Genomic DNA, 23,498 nt, shown 5'->3' on the forward strand with positions numbered 1-23,498 from the left:
GGTTTAATATAATTCTCGACTGAAGCATAGTTGAGTATGGTAACAGTGTATTTACACAGCAGTTTTTAACTTATTTAGGGAAACCTATGCGCATTACGAGTAATTTCGATAGTGGTAATATCAAGGTGGTAAAAGCAGAATCACCTGCAGATATTCAACTAGAAATCAATAAAGACAATGAGTCTGACTTTTTTCAATGGTTTCACTTTAGACTAGAGTCTACGCCTTTTTTAGAGCACAAAATTCATATCAATCAACTATTAAACTCGGCCTATCCAGAAGGTTGGGATGATTATCATGCGGTTGCATCTTATGATCGTCAAACTTGGTTCCGTGTGCCAACCCGTTATGAGAATGGTACATTAACTATCGATTTTGAGCCTGAATGTGCTCACACCTACTTTGCTTATTTTGCGCCTTATAGTTATGAGCGCCATTTAGACCTAGTCTACTGGGCTCAAGCCCATGATGCGTGCGTTGTAGAGACGCTAGGTCAAACGCTTGATGGCCGTGATATGAGCTTACTCACTATTGGTGAGCCGTCAGATGAGAAGAAAAAGATTTGGATCACGGCGCGCCAGCACCCAGGTGAAACGATGGCAGAATGGTTTGTTGAAGGTCTACTTCAAAAACTATTGGATGACGAAGATCCACATGCCGCTGCACTGTTATCGAAAGCGGTATTTTATGTCGTGCCAAATATGAATCCGGACGGCAGCGTTCGTGGTCATCTGCGTACAAATGCAAAAGGCGTTAACCTTAACCGTGAATGGCAAACGCCAACACTTGAGAACTCACCTGAAGTTTATTATGTATTAAATAAAATGCATGAAACTGGGCTGGATATGTACCTCGATATTCATGGTGATGAAGCACTACCGTATAACTTCGTTGCGGGTAGTGAAGGTATTCCGAGCTATGATGAGCGTCTACAGCGTTTGGAAGAATCTTTCAAGGCGGCATTGTTAACTATCACACCTGAGTTCCAAGATGAATTTGGTTACGATAAAGATGCACCGGGTGAAGCAAATCTTACTGTAGCATCATGTGCTGTTGGTGAAGCGTTCAAAGCGTTGGCCTATACCGTTGAAATGCCGTTTAAAGATAATGCAAATCTACCGGATCCTTACTTCGGCTGGTCAGACCGACGTTCATATCAGTTTGGTCAAGACACCTTAGCTGCAATCTTAAATGTGGTTGACGACTTAAGATAAGCTTAAAGACGGGTAATCACCATTTTGATTACCCGTTTATTTTTGTGCGTTTAAAAGAACAACAAAATAATATTTAAAGCAAATTAATATTAAAAAATAAGGTAGAACACCTCAACAGGGTGTAATAACAACAATAAAGGGGAATATTCGTGGATGCGTTAGGCAGCTTATTAGATAGCTTAGATGGAATGTTAGGTGGTTCACCTTGGTTCCCGTATGTTCTGTTAGGGGTAGGTTTGTTTTTTACAATCTACTTGAAATTTCCACAGATCAGATATTTCAAACATGCGTGTAAAGTCGTTACTGGTAAATATGATAAAAAAGGCCTAGAAGGCGATACCACACACTTCCAAGCACTCGCAACGGCACTTTCTGGCACAGTTGGTACTGGTAATATTGGTGGGGTGGCGCTGGCAATTTCAATCGGTGGGCCAGCAGCATTATTTTGGATGTGGATGACTGCCTTTTTTGGTATGACAACCAAGTTTGTGGAAGTCACACTATCGCATAAATACCGTGTACAAACAGATGATGGCACCATGGCCGGTGGTCCAATGTACTATATGGATCGTCGCCTAAACATGAAATGGTTAGCGGTATTATTTGCAATTGCTACTGTGATTAGCTCATTTGGTACAGGTAGCTTGCCGCAGATCAACAACATTGCTCAAGGCATGGAAGCGACCTTTGGTTTTGCACCGATGGCAACCGGTGCTGTGCTTTCAGTTTTGCTTGCGCTTGTAATACTTGGTGGTATTAAGCGCATTGCTGCTATCACTTCTCGCGTCGTGCCATTAATGGCTGCGATTTATATTCTTGGTTCTTTTGCCGTTATCTTCTACAACGTTGAGAATATCGTTCCTTCTTTCCTTTCTGTATTTACAGATGCTTTCACGGGTTCTGCGGCAGCGGGTGGTTTCTTAGGGGCTTCTTTTGCTTATGCATTTAACCGTGGGGTGAACCGAGGTCTGTTTTCTAACGAAGCGGGTCAAGGTTCAGCACCAATCGCGCACGCCTCGGCAAAAGCCGATGAACCAGTGTCTGAAGGTATGGTTTCCATTCTTGAACCGTTTATTGACACAATCATTATCTGTACCTTGACGGGATTGGTTATTTTGTCATCGGGTGTGTGGACCGAAAAGTTCGAAACCCATTTTGAGCGCTCATCTATGGTTATCTTAGACGGTAAATATGACGAATCGAATCAACAAGACCGAGATGCATTGTACGCCTACTTGAATGGTAAAAAAGAGCATACTGTCAAACCTTTCAATGGTGAGATTGAAGTCGTACAGGGTAAAGCGGTAACAGAAAACTTTACCGTGATCCATTCGCGTTCTATTGGTGAGCAAGTACGTTTTGGTATTACAGAGCGTCACAAGTACACGGGTACCGTCGAAGTGAAAGACGGCTTGCCAACAGACAATAGCATCAGCGTGATTGGTTACTCTTTAGTGCATTCGGCGGAGCTGACGACCAAAGCGTTTACCCGAGGTTATTTAGGTGAAAATGGTAAATACATCGTTTCGATTGGTTTGTTGTTATTCGCGTTTTCTACGGCAATTGCATGGTCATACTATGGCGACCGAGCGATGATTTATCTTCTTGGTAGTCGTTCGGTCATGCCGTATCGCGTATTCTATGTTGCAGGTTTCTTCTGGGCGTCGTTTGCTGATACGACACTGGTGTGGAAGTTGGCTGCAGTGGCCATCGTGGTGATGATGTTACCTAACTTATTTGGTATTTTACTACTCAGAAAAGAAATGAAATCTTCGGTTAAAGAATACTGGGAAGATTTCAACAAAGAACACAAACAGTGAGTGAATTTTAATTAAAATTATCTTGTCATTTAAGGACAAGAGTTCGCAAAGGTAGTAGAATAGGGCACCTCACAGGTGCCCTTTTTTGTATTATGGAGAAGTAACACGATGGCAATAGCACAGTGCCCAAGCTGCGGTAAATCTATTTCCTCCAAACATAAGTCCTGCCCGCATTGTGAAACCAATTTAGCAGACTTTTCTCAAGAAGACAGAGAGAGAGCGGCCTCTAGAAATCGTGTAAAACGTCAGCAATCTGTAATGAATTACTCGTTTATTGCACTGATCCTAGTACTAAGTGGATTCTTATATATCTATTGGCAGCAGCCTGACCCTAACTCGTTTGAAATGATCGCAAGCAAAAGCGCTATAGGCATTGGTGCGGTTTGGTACTTAATTAATCGAGTCATCCTCGTTATTTTGAAAAAGAAAAAGTAGTAATGAATGTAGATAGCTTAGTTCAAAATATTACCCCAGAAGTATTCGAGCGTTTGCAATATGGTGCATCAACCGGAAAGTGGCCAGATGGTACGCCACTAAGTGATGCGCAAAAAGAGCAAACCGTGCAGTTGGTTATGCTATATCAAGCAAAAGTAGCTAAGTCCAATGAGCAGTTCACCATCAACGAAAAAGGTGAAATGGTGCAAAAATCCAAACGCGAATTACAACAAGAATTCAAAGCCGACAATGAAATAGCTAGGTTCAGTGAAAATGATCTTTAAACACCTTTTTACACCGAAATGGAAACACCCTAAGGTTGACGTTCGCTCACAAGCAGTGGACAAGTTAGATTTAAGCAAAGACGCAACTTTACTACATACGCTAGCACTTGAGGACGAGTCTGCGCAGATCAGAAAAAAGGTACTTACTAAGGTAAATGACCTTGGTCTTTGGTGGAAAGTTTATAAGCAAGATAGCGAGTTAAAAGAGCTTGCTGAGCAGAAAATTTCGAGTGCGGTCATTAATCAAGACACCACACTGCAGAGCAACATTCGTGAAGAATACATTGAACGCTATGCGCCAGCTAAAACGCTTGAGAAAGTTGCATTAATTGAAACCGATTTAACGAACAAAGTTAAACTGCTTAAGCGCCTTGCGAATGCCACGTTGATCGAAAAATCCTTCAAAGAAGGTGATGAAGCACTTCAGATCGCTATGCTGGAACTGATTGCACAGCATTCACTTGAAAAGAGTGTCCTAAAAGCCGCTAAAGGTGAAGCGCTGACTTCTCTGAATGGATCACTGGAGCAGCAGCGATTAGCAAAAGAAATGCCTGCCCAAGTTGCTGAGCAAACGCGAGTTGTGCTTGCTAAGTTAAACGCGCTAAGAGATAAGCAAAACTATGAAACGGTGAACGCGCAAGCACAGCAGTTATTTGCACAGTGGCAAAGCATTGAGCTTAAGTGGTTAGATACTGAAACGGTAACTGCACTAGATGCAAAGTATCAACAAGTAGCAGATAAATTAAACCGTCATCTCAATGAGTTACAAGTTAAACATCAAGCGCAGCAAGCTGTGTTAATGCAAAAGCAAAATGAAGCCCTAGAGGTCGCGGAATTAACTGCTGAACTTGAAGCCATTGAAAAATCGGTCGAAATTGCATGTAAAACGCTAGACTTAGCCTCGCACGATGCACTGGTTAAACGTAGTGAAGTATTAAAAGGTAAGGTGTCTGCACCTCAATATGTTACTGTTGAAGCGCTTGGCGAGTTCACCCGAAAACTGCAAAATATTGAGCGTGATCTTGCTGATTTACCGGCACTTATTGCTGCAAGTGAAAACTTCAATAATGCCTTGGCAGAGTTGAAGGCAGTTGAAGTACCAACTTCGTTAGAAGCGCTTGATACCCAAGTACAAGCACAAAAAGACCGCTATGTTACAGCGCGTAAAGCGTTAGATTCACTGCCTAAGGTATTGCATAAATCAGCAAAAGCTGAGTTATCAGATGCAAGCCAAGTGTTTATGACAGCTATCGAGCCGCTGAAAAATGAGCAAGAAAAATCACTCAAAATCGCGAAGAAGAAAGCACGCGATGTTCAACGATTAATTGATCAGGGTCGATTTAACGTGGCATTTGGTGTTTTTAATGGTTTTATTGAGCAGTTTGAGTTGCTTACGCCAAACTACAAAAAGCAGCTTGAAAACCAGCATGAAAGCTTGTCTCAAGCATTAAAAGACCTTAAAGATTGGCAAAAGTATGCAGCTACACCTAAACGTGAAGAATTGCTTACGGAGCTTGATATCAAACTGGCTGAGGAGTCGGTTGACCCAGTTAAGCGTGCTGAGGAAGTAAAATTGCTTAGAACACGTTGGAACGAGCTTGGTCATGTTGAAACTGAACAGGAAAAGGCGCAAGCAGCTCAATTTGATGAAAAAATTGAATTATTGTTTGTGCCTTGTCGCGCTTACTTTGCGGAGCAAGAAGTACAGCGTGAGCAGGCAAAAATAGCGCGTGAAGCGGTGATTGAAGAAGTGAAAGCACTTGTTAGTACTTTGGATAACGAGGGTATTGATTGGCGAGAAGTGGAAGCACAATTTAATCGCCTAGCCAAAGTGTGGAAAAACGCTGGCAATGTGGATGCCAAAGTCTATCAAAAGCTGAATTCGATTTACCGTGAGCACCATCAAGCGGTTTACGAGAAACTTAAAGCTTTCCATCAAGCCAACGCTGTTGAAAAGGCCAAGCTAGTTGAAACTGCGCAGCAGCAGCTTGAGGCTGAAGATTTAGCAGCAGCTTGTGAATTACTGAAATCATTGCAAAAACAGTGGCAGCAAATTGGTTTTGCTGGTGCCAAGCAAGAGCATACTTTGTGGAAAGCATTTCGTGCCCATAATGACGCCGTGTTTGAAAAGCGCAGCACACAATATGCCGAGCAAAAAGCACAGGAGAAGTCGCAGGAAGCCGAGCAGCGCCAGTTGCTTGCAGAGTTCGACAACAAGGTCATTGAAGCGGTCACTCAAAATGAACTGGCTGCCATTCGTGACGAACTCAATACGTTTATTGTAGTGCCAGGACTGAAGCAAGAAAAGAATCGTTTATTGTCACAAGTGAAGTCGAAATTAGATGATCTATTCTCTTCACAGCGTCGTGAAAAGTTCAATGAATTGGTGGAAGCGGTAGAAACTGACGGTGATATTCCTAGCTCTTGGCAAGGTAATAATAAAACCTCGCTAAACGCCGCCCAGTTGCTATTGAGGCTTGAGATTTTAACGAATCAGTCATCACCGGAAGCGTTGCAAAGCGAAAGAATGTCTGAGCAAGTCGCGATGCTGGATGCAAAACTGCAAGGTGAAGAAAGCAGCCTTGAGACTTACCTTATCAGTTATCTAGCTGAGGCTGACAAAGCCGATTTAGTGACGTCAAAAGGCAGGTTACTTGCTGTTTTGAACGCATAGTCATTATATACTTTGAGCCTACTCAGAACACTCTGGGTAGGCTTCTCCGATGTAGATTTCCGCTCGTGCCTATATCTTCAATATGGTTACATGCTCTGCTGATAATTTTTATTAATATAGAATAAGTATCTATAAATTATGATGATATATCACTATAAGCGCTACGCTGCGTGAGAGTAGGGAGAGTGCAATACGCTCACTTATGCTCTTACTTAGCACTAAGTATTTGTGCTAGTTTGTGCACATCATCAATAGCACGTTGTTTTGAGCGCTTATGCCTGTCGTCGCCAAACTCTTGATACTCAGATGCTATTTCATAAAACGTTTCAGCACCTAAATATGGAGCCAACTGCTCGATATGGCTACTTAGGTGATTCAAATGATATTGTGACTCACCTTTTTTAAATGCAAATTCTCCCCAAGATGCCAGTAATACGAGAGTTTTACCCGATAAAATTGGCTCAAGTGGTTTATCACCTCGCGCTAAATCAAAGCTGAAGGTTTTATTTACTCGGATCACCATATCAAACCATGCCTTTAGCACAGCAGGCATGCCGTAGTTATACATAGGGCTTGCGATCACGATAATATCGGCATTGGTCACTTCTTTGATAATTTCGTCAGACTCAGCGAGTACTAAGCGTTGCTCTTCGCTCAACACGCCTTTTGCAAATGCAGCCGCTATAAATGCTTCATCGATGAATGCAGGTTGTTTCACGGAGAGGTCGCGATGGGTGACTTCCACTTCATGTATGCAGCTGCTAAATTTTGTCAAAAATTGCTCACCTAACATCCGACTAATTGACTGATGTTGCGAACTTGTCTCACTATACTTTCTTGCGCTACTACTTATATATAAAATGTTTTTCATGGTTTTTCTCCAGTTATGTCCTGTGTTTTATTCTGTGCTTACGTAAGCAATGTGACAACTGAGAAGAATCCACTTATAGATGAGATATACTAACTTATAGGTTTGTTATGTTCACACATTTACCGTCTTTGAATAATATAAAAACCTTTGCGGTTGCCGCGCACTACTTAAGTTTTAAAGATGCGGCGCGAGTACTTAATGTTACGCCTACGGCAGTGTCACATCAGATAAAGTCACTGGAATCACAGTTAAGGGTTCAGCTTTTTGAGCGAAAAACGCGAGCAGTGCAATTAACATTACAAGGACAGGCACTGGCAAAGGTGTGTATTGATTCACTCAATATGCTTGATAATGCGTTTATTGAGTTTACTGAGCAAAAGAATGATTTGCTTATTTCATGCTGTAATTCATTTGCTGCACTTTGGCTTGCTCCTAATATGGCTGCCATTAATCGCGCTTTTCCAAACCAAACCGTCACAATATGCGCGAGCGATCAGCTCATTGATTTAAATAAAGAGAAGCATATTGATATCGCCCTGCGTTATGGCAAAGCGGTTCCGAATTCCAATGAAACTCATCTTATTACCGAGAAAATAGGGCTTTATGCTAGTCCAAATTATCGGGTGCCAGACCACGGTAAACCTGTACTATTTCTCACCCATTGGCAAGACGAAACGGGGCTTGAAAATATTCCTTGGCAAGCGCACATTGACGAAAGTCATTATGACTTGCGTTATTTTGAGCAAGAACACTTTGTCTTGCAGGCGGCTGTGGCCGGGCAAGGGCTGGCACTATTGAGCGATGTATTAGCAGAGTCTGCAGTTAGACAGGGGTGGTTAAGTAAAAGCTCAGCAATGGAGGAATTTTCAGGCTATGGCTATTGGCTCAGGCAAACGACTTATCGCAAGAGTTCGGCGATTTTTCACCAGTTTACCATTTGGCTGGCAAGCGCGTTACAAAATATCAAGGCCAACAAAGATAAGGACATAAGATAAAGGACAGGCACTTTTATCAATGAGTAAATAAGCCGTTTTTTAATATTGATCTATACTTTTGTGGAACTTAAGTCCTTATTCGAAAAGTGTTTATTGCTAGGTGGTGATGTGATGATAAAAATCCTGCTGATGAGTCTCATTTTGTTTCCCGCTTTATGTTTGAGTGGTGATTATACCTTCGCCTTTGTGCCGCAGCAGTCTGCAAATAAGTTAGCCAAAAATTGGCAGCCTATTCTCGATTATCTCAGTGATAAAACCGGAGATAACTACACATTTAAAACCGCTAAAGATATACCAACCTTTGAAGCCAGGGTGCTGCAGCAAGAGTATGATGTGGCATACATGAATCCCTATCACTTTGTTGTATTTAATGAGCGGGTAGGTTATCAAGCTATCGCCAAGCAAAAAGATAAAATGATAAAAGGGATCATCGTGGTTAAAAAAGGAGCGGGTATTACTGACTTATCGCAATTACGAGGAGAAACGCTTGCTTTTCCGGCTCCTGCTGCATTCGCTGCGAGCATTTTGCCCCGAGGGGAATTGGCGAAGCAAGGTATTGAATTTACGCCAAGATATGTATCTTCCCATGACTCCGTTTATCTCAACGTGTCGAGAGGATTTGTCAAAGCGGGGGGCGGTGTCATGCGTACTTTCAACAACGCCGATCCTAAAATTAAATCACAACTCGACATTCTCTGGACGACAAAAGGTTATACACCACATGCATTTGCTGTAAAAAGAGCAATGCCAGAAGATGCAAGGCAAAGATTAGTAGCGGCGTTGACCTCTCTTGAACTGACTGAAGAGGGAATGAGGCTACTCGAAGCGGTGAATTTCAAAGGCATTATGGCAGCGTCGAATGAGGACTGGCAAGACGTAAAAGCATTAGAATTAGAAACCTTGGTTGGCAAATAGTACTCGGATTATTAAGAAGCGCCACGACTGAATGAAAAGGCTATCGTTAAGACTCAAAACCATGATTGGCACCGCTATTATTGAAGCGGTGCTGTTGAGTGCGCTCATATTTGTGGTGATTGATTTTATGATGGAGTCCGCAAATGACGCCATGAATAAACGCGCAACCACGACTGCACGTTTGTTTGCGAGCGCGACCAAAGATGCTGTGTTGTCGTACGATTTAGCCACGCTGGATGCTTTTACCAATGAGTTATTAAGCAACCCAGATATCCTTTACGTTAAAGTGATCGATGGTGAAAGCCAAACACTTTCCTTTGCAGGAAACGAGCGCTTTAAAACGCGCACATTTGAAGATGATACGTTAGTTGCGAAAGTCACGGACGGTATTTTTGATATTCATGCTGATATTGTTGAAGGAGGGACACTATTTGGCACTATTCAGATAGGCATAGATATTGGTACGATAAATCGAACGATGTCTGAAGTAAAACGCTGGACGGTTTCTATCGCGCTGTTTGAAATGGCGTTAGTTGCTATTTTCTCTTATTTTCTCGGTATATATCTCACAACCAATCTGTATATCTTGAAGAGCCAAGCTAAATTTATCGCTCGTAATGTCAAAAAAGGCGTATTTGATTTCAAATGGAAACCAATACAGAGTAAAGATGAGTTACAAGAACTGTCTTTAGCGTTTGATGAACTATCACAAACCTTAGCCGAAGAGCATGAGCGTCGAGAGCGATATAAGCATGACTTGATTGAGCTAAATAAACATCTAGAAGAATTAGTGGCGCAAAGAACTGAAAAACTGAACCAGAAAAATCAGCAGCTTGAGGCTACGAATAGAGAGCTTGAAGCCGCGCAGCAACAGCTTGTTCACTCAGAAAAAATGGCCTCTGTGGGTCAATTGGCTGCGGGAGTTGCCCATGAAATAAATAATCCGCTCGGTTTTGTGATGAGTAACCTTGATGTGATGCGTCACTATCATGGCGATTATGCTGAGCTTGCAAAGCGTGCGGTTCTGCTTGGACTTGAACCTGATGAACGTCATGCGTTCAATCAATTTGTTAAAGACAAAGACTTTGCTTTTATTAATAGCGATTGTACTGAACTGATTGATGAGTCGATGACTGGGCTACAAAGAGTTTCTGCGATTGTGAACGACCTCAAGCAGTTTTCAAGAGCTGATACTATTCAATTGCAACCTTGCGATATTAATGCCTGCATAAAGACAACGTTAAATCTGGTTGAGAGTAAGCTCAAATATCATGCGAACGTGATAACTCAGTTAGGTGAAGTCCCTCAAGTGCTGGGGAACCAAGGCAAGCTAATTCAAGTAATGACAAACTTACTCATCAATGCAGCGCAGGCTTTAAAGAGTGAAGGAGAGATTAAGGTAACAACGTATTTGGAAAATGGCAGTGTTGCGATCAGTGTGCAAGACAGTGGCGTTGGGATCCCCAAGGAGATCATTGATAAGATATTTGACCCCTTTTTTACTACTAAGCCTGTCGGTAAAGGCACAGGACTCGGGCTCTCCATTAGCTACGATATAATCAAAGAGCATGGTGGAGAGTTATTGGTTGAGAGTGAAGAGGGCATTGGGACATGTTTTACTATTTTATTGCCGCCATGCAAGTAAGAAGTTGGGTGATTTTATTTGGAGGGTAAGCTGCGTGTTACTATGGGTTGGTTTGTCAAGACCTGTTACACCTTGAAGCGCTAGCAGCTTTTGCCAAATTTATTCATTGACGACAAACACGCGAATACGATGTTTATCTGGGTCTAATACGACAAAACTGTCGCCATATACCTCGGCTTGCGGGACCTGAGCAAACTCAATATCTAGTAACTTCCATGTATCGTATAAAGCAAAAAACGCCTTTTGGCTTGGTTGCATAATAGAGATTTCAGTACCGCCCCCGGTAATGCGACTTGGTGGTGTAAGGGCTGTGTTTTGTTTAAGTGCAATGGAGATGTTGTTTGCACACTTCATAGAAACAAAAGTTGGAGAAAGCTTTACAGTCTCACATTGGAATACCTGTCTATAAAACGCTTCGCTAAGCTCGATATTGCTTACATATAACACCAAAGAATCAACGGTGACCATCATGGAATTCCATCATTTTTAAAAAGTTGCAGCTACGATACTCTCTCAGTGTGTCAGTTACTGTCAGTAGCTTTAGCCTAGAGGAAGAGGCTCTAGTTATGGTGAGTAGATAGCTTGTTTAGAAATAACCGGTGATCGTGTGAAAACGGATCACTCAGTTGTTGGTATCTGCGATCCGAAAGTTGCTCGGATGCCATTGCGAATTGACACTGACATCCTCAGGATTTGGTATTTATTTGTTGTTTGTAGTAAAGCTCATCAGCCAATTAATATCCCATGTTTCACCGTCATCTACCGAGAAAGCTTGTTCCCACTGTGGCTTGTCTGGGGTGGTAGCATCCCATCTAAACCTGACTTTTGTCGGTCTGCCACCAAGTAGCTCTTCTGCGTAAAAGAGACCGATGTTATTTTGAAAGAACCCCACGACTGGAACACTGATTTGATCCGCAAAGCGGCCATCAAGCCACCAAATAGACCATAGCTTACTGTTGGGATTGAATGAGCGGATAGCCGCTGCTCGAAATGAGGCGTCAGGAAAGTGCAGCAGGTTATCTTCTATATTCCCATGTCCGCCGAGGATTTTGCGAGTTGTTGACTCCGCTGGAAATTCGACCCAAGGTGAGTTGCTATCCAGTAGATTGTGACGTCGTCGATGGACGACTTTCCAGCAACCAATTGCAAAATCAAAATCATTTATTCCCGCAGAGCCGGACTTAATGAGGTCGTTACTTTGTTTCGTCGTTATGGTCATTATGTATCTCCTATTTGTGGAAAATTTGATCTGAAAGTTTCGTTCACTTAATTGCTAGTCATGTTAGTCTACTTATATAGCTGCCATTTTGTGTCACATTTAGAATATGAAAAGAACCACCTCATCAGGTCATTTAGCAAGGCTTGATAAACTCGAGAGCATGTTAAAGTCGGAAGATTTTTTAACGGTGCGTGCCCTGTCTCATGCATTGCACGTATCAACACGAACTTTATATCGAGATATTAATATCTTGAGAGACAGAGGGCTTCCCATCGATGCTGATAAGGGTAAGGGAGGTGGTGTTAGATTACATCGTAGTTGGGGAGTGGGGAAACTCAGCTTAACAGAAGAAGAGTCGGTGGATTTATTACTGAGCCTTGCAATGTCAGATAGACTAAATTCGCCGCTGTTTTTGGAGAGTTTGCAATCTATAAAATATAAATTGTTGGCGCTGTTAAGTACTGATCAAAAGCGAAAGATAGAGAGTCTGCGTAGTCGGATACTCATAGGCAGCTCTGCATCGCCCTCGGTACATGCGTCCTATGAGCAATCAGACGTGCTAATTTGCAGCGCACTGAAGCAGGCCTTCATCTCTAAGTTATGTTTGGAAGTAAGCTATGAAGATGAAAATAAAAGACAGACCCATAGAGTCATAGAACCCCATTATTTGTATTTTAATACGCCTGTTTGGTACATATTTGCTTGGGATCATTTACGAATGGACTTTCGCGTATTTCGTGTGGATAGAATTAAGCGGTCATTCGCGTTGTCAGCGCGTTTTGAGCTCAGACCAAAACAGGTGTTTGAGCATTTAATCGAGACCGATAGTCCCATATCACTGTAACTTCATGCTATTAACGCTTAAAGTAATCTCACACACAGTCTATCGCTGTGTAGAGCAATGTGAAACTGGTGTTTTTAACAAAAAGGAAAGGTTGTATGGTTACTTGCTACTTAAAATATGTTGTTGATCCGGCAAAAATTGCTGACTTTGAGGAGTATGCCAAAATGTGGATCCCACTCGTCAATCGCTTTGGTGGGCAGCATAATGGCTACTTTTTACCATCGGAAGGTGCAAGTAATATTGCCTTGGCATTATTCACCTTTCCCAGTTTGGCGGCCTATGAAACGTATCGTAATGAGTCGTTTCAAGATACACAGTGTCAGGCTGCAATTAAATTTGCAGAAGATACCGGTTGCATAATCAGCTATGAACGCAGCTTCTTTAGACCTGTATTTGAATAGAGGTGAGTAAATGGAGCTGAACATCTCGTGGAACTAGATATTTCTGCCAATCTCAAACTACAAAACCTTGCTTTGACGCATGCAAAGCCATTATTTGATTGCGTACAAAGCAGTCGTGCAAGTTTACAAAATGTGCTGCCGTGGGTTGCGACACTACATACCGAGGCTGACGCAGAGCGATATATCGACACACGTATAAACAACCAAGTTGGCGGACTTTGGTCTGCTATTGAATTTAATTGCGAGTTTTGTGGTGTGTTTGGGATTAAATATATGGACGCCCAAACGCAAACCGCTGAGATCGGCTACTGGCTTGGCGAAAAGGCAAGAGGTCACGGCTTAATCGGTCTAGTGCTTGAACAGGTTATTGCCAAGCTTCGAGAGGTAAGTGATATTAAAGCTGTGGAGTTTCAATGTTTACAGTCAAATATTGCGAGCCAGCGGATCATTGAAAAAATAGGCGGCCAGTTTGTTGAGTCCTGTGTCAATGATCTGGGCGTAGCAAGTGACGAGTCGCTATATATCTATCGACTCACACTTTAATTTCGTCTATTTAAGTGAGTGAGCGCATAGTTGCTATGCGCTCAACTGATTAGTTTACCTCACACTTAGCAGGCATAGCTCTGCTTCGTAGGGTAGTGACGATAATTTGCGGTAATAGCGGCATTACAATCATGCCAACCATCAAGCTATATTGAAGCGGCGTGAACGTCTCGCCCAGTAGCACCAACCCCGTCAAAATACCCGCTATCGGATTTGCGATACCACCAAAGGTAAAGTCCACCACAGACATACGTTGTAGTAACCACACGTACAAGCTATAACCCAGCGCGGTGTTCAGGAGCACAACCCATAATATGCCGCTGAGATTGGTCATCGATAAATTGTTAAGAGCCGCAATATACTTAGCTGGTGCGATTACACCGTGAACGGTTGATGCGAATGTGAGAATAACACCACCAATTATGAGCTGCCAAGTTAACACCGTCCACCAATGCATGCGATCACCAAGAGACTTAGTGATTGAGCTGCCGATCACGATACAGGTTATTGCCGCAAGTATTGCCGCTAAACCAAGAGGGTTTAAATTCAGTGAACTCGGATCAAATAGCAACCAGGCCAACACAATAAGCGCCGCGCCGCATAACGCTTGCACCAATCCTGGACGTTGCTTGTTGACTAACCAATGGTAAAGCATGGCGAATACCGGCACAGACACCATGCCTACGCTCGATATAGCAGATGGTAGCGTTAACGACATCACGAAGATCATGCTAAAAAAGGCCGCGATATTAATCGCCCCAAGGCCGCATAGTATTTTCCAGTCTGCTTTTTTTGGCAAACTCGGCTTAACTGCCAGCAAAATAAGCCCAGCCGGCAGCGCTCTAATAGCGCCAAGTAAAAGAGGCGGCCAGTCCGCAAGGGTGTATTGTGTCACCGCATATGTGGTACCCCATAAAAATGCAGGGATCATCGCGAGGAGTATATTCACATTAACTATCTTTATATTGAGATACTTTGCGGTAAGGTATTACTAAAAACACTTTTTGTAAAGTATCTTTATGTTAAAATATTTCTTTATAAAGTTTGTTGTCGGGGCAAATATTGATGGATGCGATTGATAGAGTACAAGAGCAATGGGCTCGTGAAAAACCACAGTTAGAAACAACGCCCATGGCGATAATGGGTCGCTTAGTGCGCATAGCTAAACATATGGAAGCCGAAGTTGAAAAGCTGCACAAGCAATACGGATTAAATTTGGGCGAATTTGATGTGTTAGCTACCTTGCGCCGCAGCGGCAAACCATTTCGCTTAACCCCATCAGAGCTATTTAAAACCATGCTACTCACCTCTGGCGCGATGACCAATCGTTTAGATAAGCTAGCGGCAAAAGGCCTTATCAAACGTGAGCATTGTAAAGAAGACCGCCGCAGTGTAACAGTTGAATTGACAACCGAAGGCCTCGCCCTGATTGAAAAGCTGATTGAACCGCATATTACCATTCAGGCCCAATTGGTTGAAGGAATGAGTAAAGAGCAGCAAACCTTGTTAAATAGTGTGTTAAAAGAGTGGTTAACGCAATTTGAGTGAGGATGTAAACAGTCTTGTAGGCGGTTTACCCGCTGAGAAGTGATGCCTTTCAGATGTGAGGGGGAAAGTGGTGTTGACTGTGTAGTACCTCTTATTTAGCGGTAGGGTAGTTTGTTGTAGTTTAATTTGCTGTTTCAATAAAATTGTTCTCAGGAATAAATAACAGAAGTAACGAAGAAATCCACTTTTAATGGTTCAGATCACTTAACCAAATTTCAAGTATGGTATCCATGTCATCTTCAGTGTACTTTCTTATCATGACTGCAGCGCTCGCAATTTTTCAAGCACTTCGTTTAGTACAGCAATTCCCATTGTTTTTTCCACGAGGGAATTCATATCCCCTTGAAGAAATTCATTCCAAGATACGGTTTTGGCGCCTGAATTGTGTGCATATCTACCATACGCAGATAACACAGTACCATCACTCTGAATGGAGACGAGATAAAGTTCGTGATCCGGCGTATCAAGCCTACGCTCGAATAGTGTTTTAGGTTGTTTATATTCCATGACCGTTTATCAAATAAAAAAGTGGCGATATGAATTCAGGTCTCAAGTCTGTGTTGAAGATACTTAAAACGTACAGTGATTACCTTTTCATTCCTTGTGATGTGCAAATTATCATTGGCCCATACTTGGTACAAGTGCTTTGTTGGTGAGATGGCATGCTTAATCTTTAAAAAAGCAAAATAAATTACAAGACCGACCTAAATACGTTAACTTGAAATTGCCTTTTTTGATTGGTATCAAAGCGCATCCATGCGCTTCTCGTTCATTCTTTTGAAACGACGCGCTCGAGCGAACCAAGAAAACGTCGCCCTAGCATCACACTTAATCCTCAAATCCTAACCCGATATAGTGCAACCGTCTTGTAAGGCACGTCCCTGAGCGAGACAAGACTTGGCCGACGTCCTGTCGGCACATTGCATATCGGCTTATACTTTTCGGGTGTGATGAAGGGGAATAAGTCGCCTGTTAGCTGTTCACAAAGCCATTAGCAACATAGTTGTTTGCAAGCACCAAAAAATCTCTCAGCACCGTTTTCCTCCCTCATCACACCCGAAAGTAAATTGCCAATGAGTCATTTCAACGCATGGATGCGTGAAAAGCGGTGACAGGGCAAAGGATGGCCCTTACACAGCGGTGACGTTCATATTGGCAATTTGCTTGAGGAGTCAGTGTGATGTTGGGAGTGCCCTTTCTTTTGCGCAACGATTCTTTGGGCATCAAAGAAAAGTATGTCGTAGCCCATGGATGGGCGTCGAAATCTGTCAGGAGGACGGGCTGACTTTACTCGTAGCCCCAAGTTATTCTTTCCCTGGCTGATACCAAAAAGCTGGGGTCAATCAAGTTGCGTCAGAGCTAACAGAACCTTGCGAAATAAAAAATGAGTTTAATAATGTACATAAATACATTGTTCCGGAAGAGGTTAAGTCACGTTGTATCGGTAGCGTCAAATAGTTACTTATCAAACCTAAGGGTTTAAGGTGTACAGGTGGAGGATTATTATGCATACTGCGTGTGCATAAATGCCAAAGTATTATATTTCTAGGGAGCGTTATGGAAATCAATCACGACTGTGTAAAAGATATTATTGCTATTTATATCAAATCGGAGAAAGCTGAATTATCAATTCAGCAAGTCGTCGAGTGTGATACGGTGCAAGGGTACTCAACCGAAGAACTCAAGTTTCACTTAAATAGGCTTGTTGACAGAGGTTGGCTTATTTCTAATTACGATGGAAAACCTTATAAAAATTTTGACGAAGCTAACGTTGTGTGGAGTTCAGTTGAATGGAGGCTTACAGAGTTTGCAAACCAATACTGGGATTCTGTTAACCGTTTACCTGTCTGGGAAGAGTTTAAGAATAAAACAGCAAGTGAATCTCTGGATTTTAGCCTTGAATTATTAAAGGGATATTCTAAAAAGTGGATAGAAAGGAAGTTAGGTGAATTTCAAATATAACAATCAAACCGAACCAATTAAAAGAATATTTGCCTTTGTTCTCATGCTTACATTAGCTGGTTGTGTGACAACTCCCCTAGCTGGTCAATCACGTGAAACAGTGACTACAGATAAAAGTACACTAGATGCACCAAAATGGGTGTCATTGGTTGAAGGGGCAGAACTAAAAGTTGACGTAAATTACAAATATTATCCTAGCGAAATGATGCTCAGTAACGGCATGCTCTTACGGGGCAACACATGGAATGGATTTTTAAAGGCGTATGTTGAAAATCTTCCATTAGAAAAACGAAACGATGTATTAAATGGATTATCTAGATTTTACAAGGAGTATGATAAGGTAGACAGAGTTATTAAGTTTGAACCGCTTAGATATATATCAGGGCCATACTCTTCTAACTCATACGTTTCACTAAAAGGTAGCTTTACGAAATTAAAAGCAAGTGCATTGCTTAAAATCCAGTATTACGGAAACGATTGGCTTTTTGCTGATAGAATTACAATTGTTGCTGATGACTTCATATGGAAATCACCAGAGAGAAAATTCTATAGAGATCATTATGCTAAAGTTTGGGAATACACTTATTTCGATTTAAAACAAATGGAATTCCGTAGGCTTGCAGACAAAATCGTCACATCGAAAGACGTCATAATCCGATTTCATGGAAAACAGTACTATGACGATTTACAGGTGACTGACAGAATGAAGCAAGATATCTCAGTAATGCTTAAAGCCATAGATGTTATCAACGGAAAAGTATAAAAATCTCATATACTCAGGCAGAAAAAGCCACCTTGTTAAGGTGGCTTAGTCCAAACCTGCATCCGGTTATTTATGCTTTACAGCCCACAGATGCAGTAGTTCGTGTGCAATGGTGGCGGCGGCGATTGCGGTGAGCTCGCTTTGGTCGTAGGAAGGGGAAACTTCTACTACGTCCATGCCTATCATGTTTATCCCTTGCAGTGCGCGTAAAATTTTCAGCACTTTGTCGCTGGTTAGACCGCCGCACACTGGGGTGCCGGTGCCTGGTGCGAATGCTGGGTCTAGACAGTCGATATCAAAGGTTAAGTACACCGGCAAATCGCCGACGCGTGCTTTGATTTGTGCTGCTATTTCTTCAGCGCTTAAGTCGTTTGCTGCCATAGCGTCAATCACGCCAAACTCGTGACCTTGCTCTGTGTACTCGGTTCTAATGCCAATTTGCATTGAATGCTCTGGGCTTATTAAGCCTTCAATGGGAGCATGATAGAACATAGTCCCGTGGTCATAGCGTGAACCTTGGCTGTATGTATCTGTGTGCGCATCAAAATGTACGAGCGCCATTTTGCCGTGAATTTGCTGGTGAGCACGCAGCAGTGGCAGGGTCACAAAGTGATCACCGCCTAGGCTTAATAGCGTTTTGCCTTGCTGCAAAATTTGCAGAGCAGCTAGCTCGAGCTGCGCAGTAAAATACTCAGGATCGCCAACTGGGTAAGTGAAATCGCCAGCGTCCTCTAGTTTAATTTTGTCCCACAATGCAAATGACCAAGGATATTTTTTGCTTTCCCAAGCTAAATGCACGGATGCGCGACGGATTGCATCTGGACCCAAGCGTGCGCCTGGGCGTCCAGAGGTTGCCAAGTCAAATGGCAAGCCAAGTACCACAACGTCTGCATCAATATCTGTGATATTGCGTACCATTGGCTGACGTAAAAACGTCATGCCGTTGGAGTACAGAGAATGATCGGTGTGATCGAATAAGTGGCTCATGGGTTAAAAATCTTCCAAATAAGTATAGCCGTCAAGGCCGGTTTCAAGCTCTGCTAGGCAGGTAGCTCGTTCTTCAAGCGGTAGTTTGCTTTCAACTAGGTTGGCAAAATTACGCTTAAACTGTTCAACATCAAGGTGTACATAACGCATCATATCGGCAACGGTGTCACCCGCATCCACATTACCAAGCGATAATTCGCCTTGGTCATCTAATGTGGCTACAACGGTGTGGGTGTCGCCAAATAGGTTGTGCATGTCACCTAAAATCTCTTGGTATGCTCCCACCAAGAAAAATCCCAATAAATAGGGTTTATCTTTGCAAAACTCTGGTACTGGTAGCGTGGCTTCAATACCTTGACCATCCACATAATGCTCCACTGTACCGTCAGAATCACAGGTAATATCCAGCAATACCGCGCGGCGCTTTGGTGCTTCTGTTAACCCGCTGAGTGGCAGTACAGGGAATACCTGTTCAATACCCCAAGCGTCTGGCAAAGATTGAAATAGCGAGAAATTCACAAAGAATTTATCCGCAAGCTTAGCACTGAGTTCGTCAATAATTGGGCGATGGAAACGATTTTTGTTGTCCATACGCCTGTTTAGCTCATAACATACACGCAGGTTTACTTGCTCCGCCCATGCTCTTTGCTCAAGGCTTAATAGGCCCATTGCAAATTGGCTGTGTACTTCTGCCAAATCGCCCTGCGTATCATGAAAAATTTCAATCAACGCGCGGTCATCACTCTGCTCGTTGAGCGCCTGCCAAGACGTCCACATATTGTGCAGTAGTCTTGGGGCGTCACTTACCGGTGCAGTTATCTCTTCTACTTGATAGCTCTCTGTGCCAATCACATCGGTGATTAATACCGCGTGATGCGCCGTTAACGCACGACCCGACTCAGAGATGATCTTTGGCATTGGCTGATTGTATTGCTTACAGGTATCGCCTACTGTGTAAACGATGTTGTTTGCATATTCAGCTAAGCTGTAGTTCATCGAGTTGGACGATTGACTACGCGTACCGTCGTAATCCACTGCAAGTCCGCCACCTACGTCTAAATTCAACAGGTTTGCACCTAAACGGCGTAACTCGCAGTAGAATCTAGCGGCTTCACCCACACCAACGCGCACGTCACGAATGTTGGCCATTTGCGAGCCTAAGTGAAAGTGCACCAGTTGCAGCGCGTCTAGCATGTCAGCTTGCTTTAATTGGTTAACAACCGTAAGAACTTGCGATGCAGACAGACCAAATTTGGACTTTTCGCCGCCGCTTGCTTGCCATTTACCTTTACCTTGCGATGCCAAACGTACGCGTAACCCTAAACGTGGTTTAACGTTTAGTGCTTTGGCTTCTGCCATCACGATGTCGAGCTCAGAACGCTTTTCTAAAACGATATAAACTTGATGACCTAATTTTTCACCGATAAGCGCAAGACGGACGTATTCTCTGTCTTTGTAGCCGTTACACACGATCACTGCGCTGGTTTTTTCACTAAGCGCCAATACAGTAAGTAATTCAGCTTTACTGCCAGCCTCTAAGCCAAGCTGTTTTTTATCGCTGGCTGCTTGGCTTGCAATAAGCCCCTCAATGACTTCTTTTTGTTGGTTTACTTTAATTGGGTAAACCAATAAATAGTCTTCTGGGTAGCTGTAATCAGTAATCGCCTGATTAAACGCACCAACAATATTATGTACACGCTGTTCTAGAATTTGTGGAAAACGCACTAGCGCAGGTAGGGTATAACCCTCAGATTTAATTTGTTGTGCAATGTTTGTCAGAGTTACGGCGTGCTGTGGCTGATGTTGGTTCGGCATCGCTGTAACCTCTCCCTGATCATTAATACCAAAGAAGCCTTGGCTCCAGTGGCGCACGTTGTAGCATTCACGTGCTTGCTCAGAAGAGGTAAATTTGGTCATTCAAGTTCCTTAACGTAAGTTAGAGTTCAGCCTGCAGTGCGCCATCAATGGCGGCTACTCACTGAGTGATAGGTCTCATTAATTTTCGCGCATTAGACACAAATAGAAAGTCTCAGTCTAATGAGTTATTTTGCTCGTCAAGAGTGACAAATCTTTCCCTTAGTTTAGTTGCGCTATAACGTGAATTGAGTGAGTGTAAACAAGGAGTAGTAAATTCTACTCTCGTGGTTTTTTAAGCTAACATTCCATCAAAGCGCAAGATTTGCATCGATGACAATCAATATTATTTATGTCGCTTTGCTCTGTGTGCCTTTGCTTATTTTAGACCTTAAGCTTAGTTGTCGAGAAGGTGGTATCTTGTTTATGTAGCTTATTTCATTTATACGTTGAGTTAATAAAGTTTCAGAAGTTTCTGAAACTTTGTTGCGTTTATCGAGTAGACTAATTAGTATGTTATTGGGAAAACTTAAAAATGAGAAAGGACAATGAAAACAATAATATCAGCAGTACTCGGACTCGTCGCTTATAGTTCAGTGGCCAGCGCCAACCAATCAGTTCATGAACACGATTATCAATATGTGGAAATAAACGGCAATAAACTTGCTTATGCTTGTAAAGGAGAGGGCGAAACAACGGCACTTTTACTTGCTGGAATGGGCCTTGATGCTCATGAAACCTACAAAAACACCATTCATAACATAAATCCAAAAGGCTATCGTTTATGTTTTTATGATAGAGCGGGCACCGGAAAAAGCACTTTTGCAAAGCCACGAGTGCGTACTATGTTGGAGCTTACACAAGAGCTTGAGGCATTCACTCAAGCCACTAAAATGGATAATTTGGTACTTGTACCTCACTCTTTTGGTGGTTTTGTTGCAAGAGCCTATGCCAACCGAAACCCTGAAAAAGTAAAAGGTATGGTGCTTATCGATATCGCTCATGAGTCTTGGTATCACGATATGAAAAGTAAGATGTCCAAAGAAGCATGGAAGATAATGGAATGGATCATTAACTGGGAGCGAGATACTCATTCACTAGAAGATTTTGAAGAGGCTTCTTCTCATACAGCAATGTACAAAACCAGTCGAGAAATGCCAGTTACTATACTGTCACGTGGGATCCCTCATGTTTCTATTCGCTCAGCAGGTATGAGTTATGCCGATGTCGATATTTACACCCTAACTTGGAATGACGCACAAATAAAGCTGCAAGAAATTGGCGATAATGTTACGCCCATTACCATGAAATATGCATCTCACCTGTTTGATGAAACAGATCCATTTATTGCCATCAAATATATTGAAGAAATGGTGAAAAAGGTACAATAATATTTTTTACGCAAAGGGTTAGCGGTTATACTGCTGCTAACCCAACTAACAATAATAAAGCAATGTTCTCTCATCACATAATCAGTTCAAAAATCACGACTTTCTTAGTAGCTGCAGCCGGCTTTGCAGGGGTGGTATTGTCAGTACTGGGTGTATTTAACCATCCGGAATTGACGTTAATCCTCGACTTTACAGCAAGCTTTTTATGCTTGGTGGTCGCGTTTAAGTTATATCAAAAGCAACTCAGGGCCTTAAGTTGGGCTGCGGTGCTCGGCGCGCTCATGTCCATTGGCGTAGTCGTTGATGATACGCTAATCCAATTTTCATCAGGGCTGCTATTAACAGTTCAGTTGAACCTAGAAACCATAGCCGTAAACATCAACTTACTTGGCTTGATTATCATCGCGACTGCGCTTAGGGCAAAAATAAAGTTAACAAATGCAAAGGAATAATTAATGGAACTACTCAATTATCTGCAGACGCATTTTATTACTAAAGAGACTTTGCTGCGCGAGTCGCAGTTATCCCACCTTGAATTGGCTACGTTAATTGAAAAACGTTTGATACCAAAAGCCGCCTATAAGTTAGCATTAAAGCTCGAATGTGACTCATTCTTTGGCGAGCACAGTGATGAAAGCTGCCTAGAATTTTATCCGCAAGGCGCTTTAGTGTGGCTTGGTGCTGTTTCGCAAGTTACGGATGAAGCACAAGCCTTTGCACTCTTTAGTAAACGTCATAAAAACCAACTGCATAGATTAAAAGCGCAAGGCTTTAATCCGCGAGATGCAAAACTGGATCAAAACATAGACGCCCACTTAGAAAGTGAATGGCAACACTTCCTTGGCGGTATTTACGGACTTTGTACTAAAACGGGTTTACCTGAAGATATTGCAAATAAAGAAGCCGCTATCGTTATCATCAATGAGTATTTGGCACGAGATGAACGCTTGAGCCTAGATGAACTAACCAACCTTCACCAAGTGGTCGATTTATTGGATGAGGCCAGTGCCTTATTTGCGCCTCATGAGCGTGAACGTAGCTCGCGCAAGCGCTTAATAGACGACGTAAGAGCTAAATTCCCAAAGCCTTTGACATCATAATTAACTGTTTTTCGCTTTTTAAATCATGTGAAT

General features: G+C 42.5%; 24 protein-coding genes. 17 read left to right on the forward strand and 7 right to left on the reverse strand.

Going from position 1 to position 23,498, the window contains the following annotated elements; genetic code table 11:
* Nucleotides 1–86: 86 nt before the first annotated feature.
* The 5 genes from PPIS_RS03785 (at nucleotide 87) to PPIS_RS03805 (ending at nucleotide 6,427) form a co-directional block, all read left to right on the forward strand.
* Nucleotides 87–1,214, forward strand: coding sequence for a M14 family metallopeptidase (locus tag PPIS_RS03785; protein WP_010371885.1), 1,128 nt, complete (start codon nucleotides 87–89; stop codon nucleotides 1,212–1,214).
* 149 nt (nucleotides 1,215–1,363) lie between these two features.
* Nucleotides 1,364–3,034 carry an alanine/glycine:cation symporter family protein gene (locus tag PPIS_RS03790; RefSeq protein ID WP_010371883.1) on the forward strand — a complete coding sequence of 557 codons (1,671 nt, stop codon included), beginning with the start codon at nucleotides 1,364–1,366 and terminating at the stop codon, nucleotides 3,032–3,034.
* 108 nt (nucleotides 3,035–3,142) lie between these two features.
* Nucleotides 3,143–3,469: a hypothetical protein gene (locus PPIS_RS03795; RefSeq protein ID WP_010371880.1), complete on the forward strand. Its 327-nt coding sequence runs from the start codon at nucleotides 3,143–3,145 to the stop codon at nucleotides 3,467–3,469.
* A gap of 2 nt (nucleotides 3,470–3,471) precedes the next feature.
* Nucleotides 3,472–3,753: a YeaC family protein gene (locus PPIS_RS03800; RefSeq protein WP_010371878.1), complete on the forward strand. Its 282-nt coding sequence runs from the start codon at nucleotides 3,472–3,474 to the stop codon at nucleotides 3,751–3,753.
* Entirely contained in the window at nucleotides 3,743–6,427 is a 2,685-nt protein-coding gene (locus PPIS_RS03805; RefSeq protein WP_010371876.1) for a DUF349 domain-containing protein, read from the forward strand. The genes PPIS_RS03800 and PPIS_RS03805 overlap by 11 nt, the downstream gene beginning before the upstream one ends.
* Before the next feature lie 208 nt (nucleotides 6,428–6,635).
* Here PPIS_RS03805 and PPIS_RS03810 read toward each other — a convergent pair whose 3' ends face one another.
* The gene (locus PPIS_RS03810; protein WP_010371874.1) at nucleotides 6,636–7,298 is read right to left on the reverse strand and encodes an FMN-dependent NADH-azoreductase; all 663 of its coding nucleotides are present in this window, start codon (nucleotides 7,296–7,298) and stop codon (nucleotides 6,636–6,638) included.
* Nucleotides 7,299–7,405: 107 nt separating this feature from the next.
* On the opposite strand from PPIS_RS03810, the gene PPIS_RS03815 reads away from it, so the two are divergent.
* The 3 genes from PPIS_RS03815 (at nucleotide 7,406) to PPIS_RS03825 (ending at nucleotide 10,853) form a co-directional block, all read left to right on the forward strand.
* On the forward strand, nucleotides 7,406–8,293 hold the full coding sequence (locus PPIS_RS03815; protein ID WP_010371872.1) for a LysR family transcriptional regulator: 888 nt from the start codon (nucleotides 7,406–7,408) through the stop codon (nucleotides 8,291–8,293).
* A 111-nt stretch (nucleotides 8,294–8,404) separates the two neighbouring features.
* Complete coding sequence (locus tag PPIS_RS03820) at nucleotides 8,405–9,208, forward strand: phosphate/phosphite/phosphonate ABC transporter substrate-binding protein (protein WP_010371870.1); 804 nt, start codon at nucleotides 8,405–8,407, stop codon at nucleotides 9,206–9,208.
* Between the two features lie 31 nt (nucleotides 9,209–9,239).
* Complete coding sequence (locus tag PPIS_RS03825) at nucleotides 9,240–10,853, forward strand: sensor histidine kinase (RefSeq protein WP_021032508.1); 1,614 nt, start codon at nucleotides 9,240–9,242, stop codon at nucleotides 10,851–10,853.
* Nucleotides 10,854–10,952: 99 nt separating this feature from the next.
* Here PPIS_RS03825 and PPIS_RS03830 read toward each other — a convergent pair whose 3' ends face one another.
* Both PPIS_RS03830 and PPIS_RS03835 read right to left on the reverse strand, forming a co-directional pair.
* Entirely contained in the window at nucleotides 10,953–11,324 is a 372-nt protein-coding gene (locus tag PPIS_RS03830; protein ID WP_248694152.1) for a VOC family protein, read from the reverse strand.
* 229 nt (nucleotides 11,325–11,553) lie between these two features.
* Nucleotides 11,554–12,072: a hypothetical protein gene (locus tag PPIS_RS03835; protein ID WP_010371864.1), complete on the reverse strand. Its 519-nt coding sequence runs from the start codon at nucleotides 12,070–12,072 to the stop codon at nucleotides 11,554–11,556.
* A 106-nt stretch (nucleotides 12,073–12,178) separates the two neighbouring features.
* On the opposite strand from PPIS_RS03835, the gene PPIS_RS03840 reads away from it, so the two are divergent.
* The 3 genes from PPIS_RS03840 (at nucleotide 12,179) to PPIS_RS03850 (ending at nucleotide 13,860) form a co-directional block, all read left to right on the forward strand.
* On the forward strand, nucleotides 12,179–12,916 hold the full coding sequence (locus PPIS_RS03840) for a helix-turn-helix transcriptional regulator (RefSeq protein ID WP_026001090.1): 738 nt from the start codon (nucleotides 12,179–12,181) through the stop codon (nucleotides 12,914–12,916).
* Nucleotides 12,917–13,011: 95 nt separating this feature from the next.
* Nucleotides 13,012–13,317: an NIPSNAP family protein gene (locus PPIS_RS03845; RefSeq protein WP_010371858.1), complete on the forward strand. Its 306-nt coding sequence runs from the start codon at nucleotides 13,012–13,014 to the stop codon at nucleotides 13,315–13,317.
* 27 nt (nucleotides 13,318–13,344) lie between these two features.
* Entirely contained in the window at nucleotides 13,345–13,860 is a 516-nt protein-coding gene (locus PPIS_RS03850) for a GNAT family N-acetyltransferase (RefSeq protein ID WP_010371855.1), read from the forward strand.
* A 49-nt stretch (nucleotides 13,861–13,909) separates the two neighbouring features.
* Here PPIS_RS03850 and PPIS_RS03855 read toward each other — a convergent pair whose 3' ends face one another.
* Nucleotides 13,910–14,809: a DMT family transporter gene (locus PPIS_RS03855; protein WP_010371852.1), complete on the reverse strand. Its 900-nt coding sequence runs from the start codon at nucleotides 14,807–14,809 to the stop codon at nucleotides 13,910–13,912.
* 116 nt (nucleotides 14,810–14,925) lie between these two features.
* Between PPIS_RS03855 and PPIS_RS03860 the strand changes: the two genes are divergently transcribed.
* The gene (locus PPIS_RS03860; protein WP_010371850.1) at nucleotides 14,926–15,408 is read left to right on the forward strand and encodes a MarR family winged helix-turn-helix transcriptional regulator; all 483 of its coding nucleotides are present in this window, start codon (nucleotides 14,926–14,928) and stop codon (nucleotides 15,406–15,408) included.
* Between the two features lie 255 nt (nucleotides 15,409–15,663).
* Here PPIS_RS03860 and PPIS_RS03865 read toward each other — a convergent pair whose 3' ends face one another.
* Entirely contained in the window at nucleotides 15,664–15,915 is a 252-nt protein-coding gene (locus PPIS_RS03865) for a hypothetical protein (protein ID WP_010371847.1), read from the reverse strand.
* 1,050 nt (nucleotides 15,916–16,965) lie between these two features.
* Here PPIS_RS03865 and PPIS_RS03870 point away from each other — a divergent pair.
* Nucleotides 16,966–17,370: a DUF2513 domain-containing protein gene (locus PPIS_RS03870; RefSeq protein WP_010371844.1), complete on the forward strand. Its 405-nt coding sequence runs from the start codon at nucleotides 16,966–16,968 to the stop codon at nucleotides 17,368–17,370.
* A complete protein-coding gene (locus PPIS_RS03875) occupies nucleotides 17,354–18,133 on the forward strand; it encodes a hypothetical protein (RefSeq protein WP_010371841.1) in 780 nt (259 codons plus the stop codon). Before PPIS_RS03870 ends, PPIS_RS03875 begins: the two co-directional genes overlap by 17 nt.
* A gap of 66 nt (nucleotides 18,134–18,199) precedes the next feature.
* Here PPIS_RS03875 and speB read toward each other — a convergent pair whose 3' ends face one another.
* Entirely contained in the window at nucleotides 18,200–19,120 is a 921-nt protein-coding gene (gene speB / locus PPIS_RS03880; protein WP_010371838.1) for an agmatinase, read from the reverse strand.
* Between the two features lie 3 nt (nucleotides 19,121–19,123).
* Nucleotides 19,124–21,037 carry a biosynthetic arginine decarboxylase gene (speA, locus tag PPIS_RS03885; RefSeq protein ID WP_010371835.1) on the reverse strand — a complete coding sequence of 638 codons (1,914 nt, stop codon included), beginning with the start codon at nucleotides 21,035–21,037 and terminating at the stop codon, nucleotides 19,124–19,126.
* A 485-nt stretch (nucleotides 21,038–21,522) separates the two neighbouring features.
* Between speA and PPIS_RS03890 the strand changes: the two genes are divergently transcribed.
* The 3 genes from PPIS_RS03890 (at nucleotide 21,523) to PPIS_RS03900 (ending at nucleotide 23,465) form a co-directional block, all read left to right on the forward strand.
* Complete coding sequence (locus tag PPIS_RS03890) at nucleotides 21,523–22,365, forward strand: alpha/beta fold hydrolase (RefSeq protein ID WP_010371832.1); 843 nt, start codon at nucleotides 21,523–21,525, stop codon at nucleotides 22,363–22,365.
* A gap of 62 nt (nucleotides 22,366–22,427) precedes the next feature.
* Nucleotides 22,428–22,817, forward strand: a complete 390-nt coding sequence (locus tag PPIS_RS03895; protein WP_010371828.1) for a hypothetical protein — start codon at nucleotides 22,428–22,430, stop codon at nucleotides 22,815–22,817.
* A gap of 3 nt (nucleotides 22,818–22,820) precedes the next feature.
* A complete protein-coding gene (locus PPIS_RS03900) occupies nucleotides 22,821–23,465 on the forward strand; it encodes a DUF6058 family natural product biosynthesis protein (RefSeq protein WP_010371825.1) in 645 nt (214 codons plus the stop codon).
* The last annotated feature ends 33 nt before the right edge of the window (nucleotides 23,466–23,498 follow it).

This window comes from Pseudoalteromonas piscicida (assembly GCF_000238315.3).
In the GTDB taxonomy this organism is placed as follows: Bacteria; Pseudomonadota; Gammaproteobacteria; order Enterobacterales; family Alteromonadaceae; genus Pseudoalteromonas; species Pseudoalteromonas piscicida.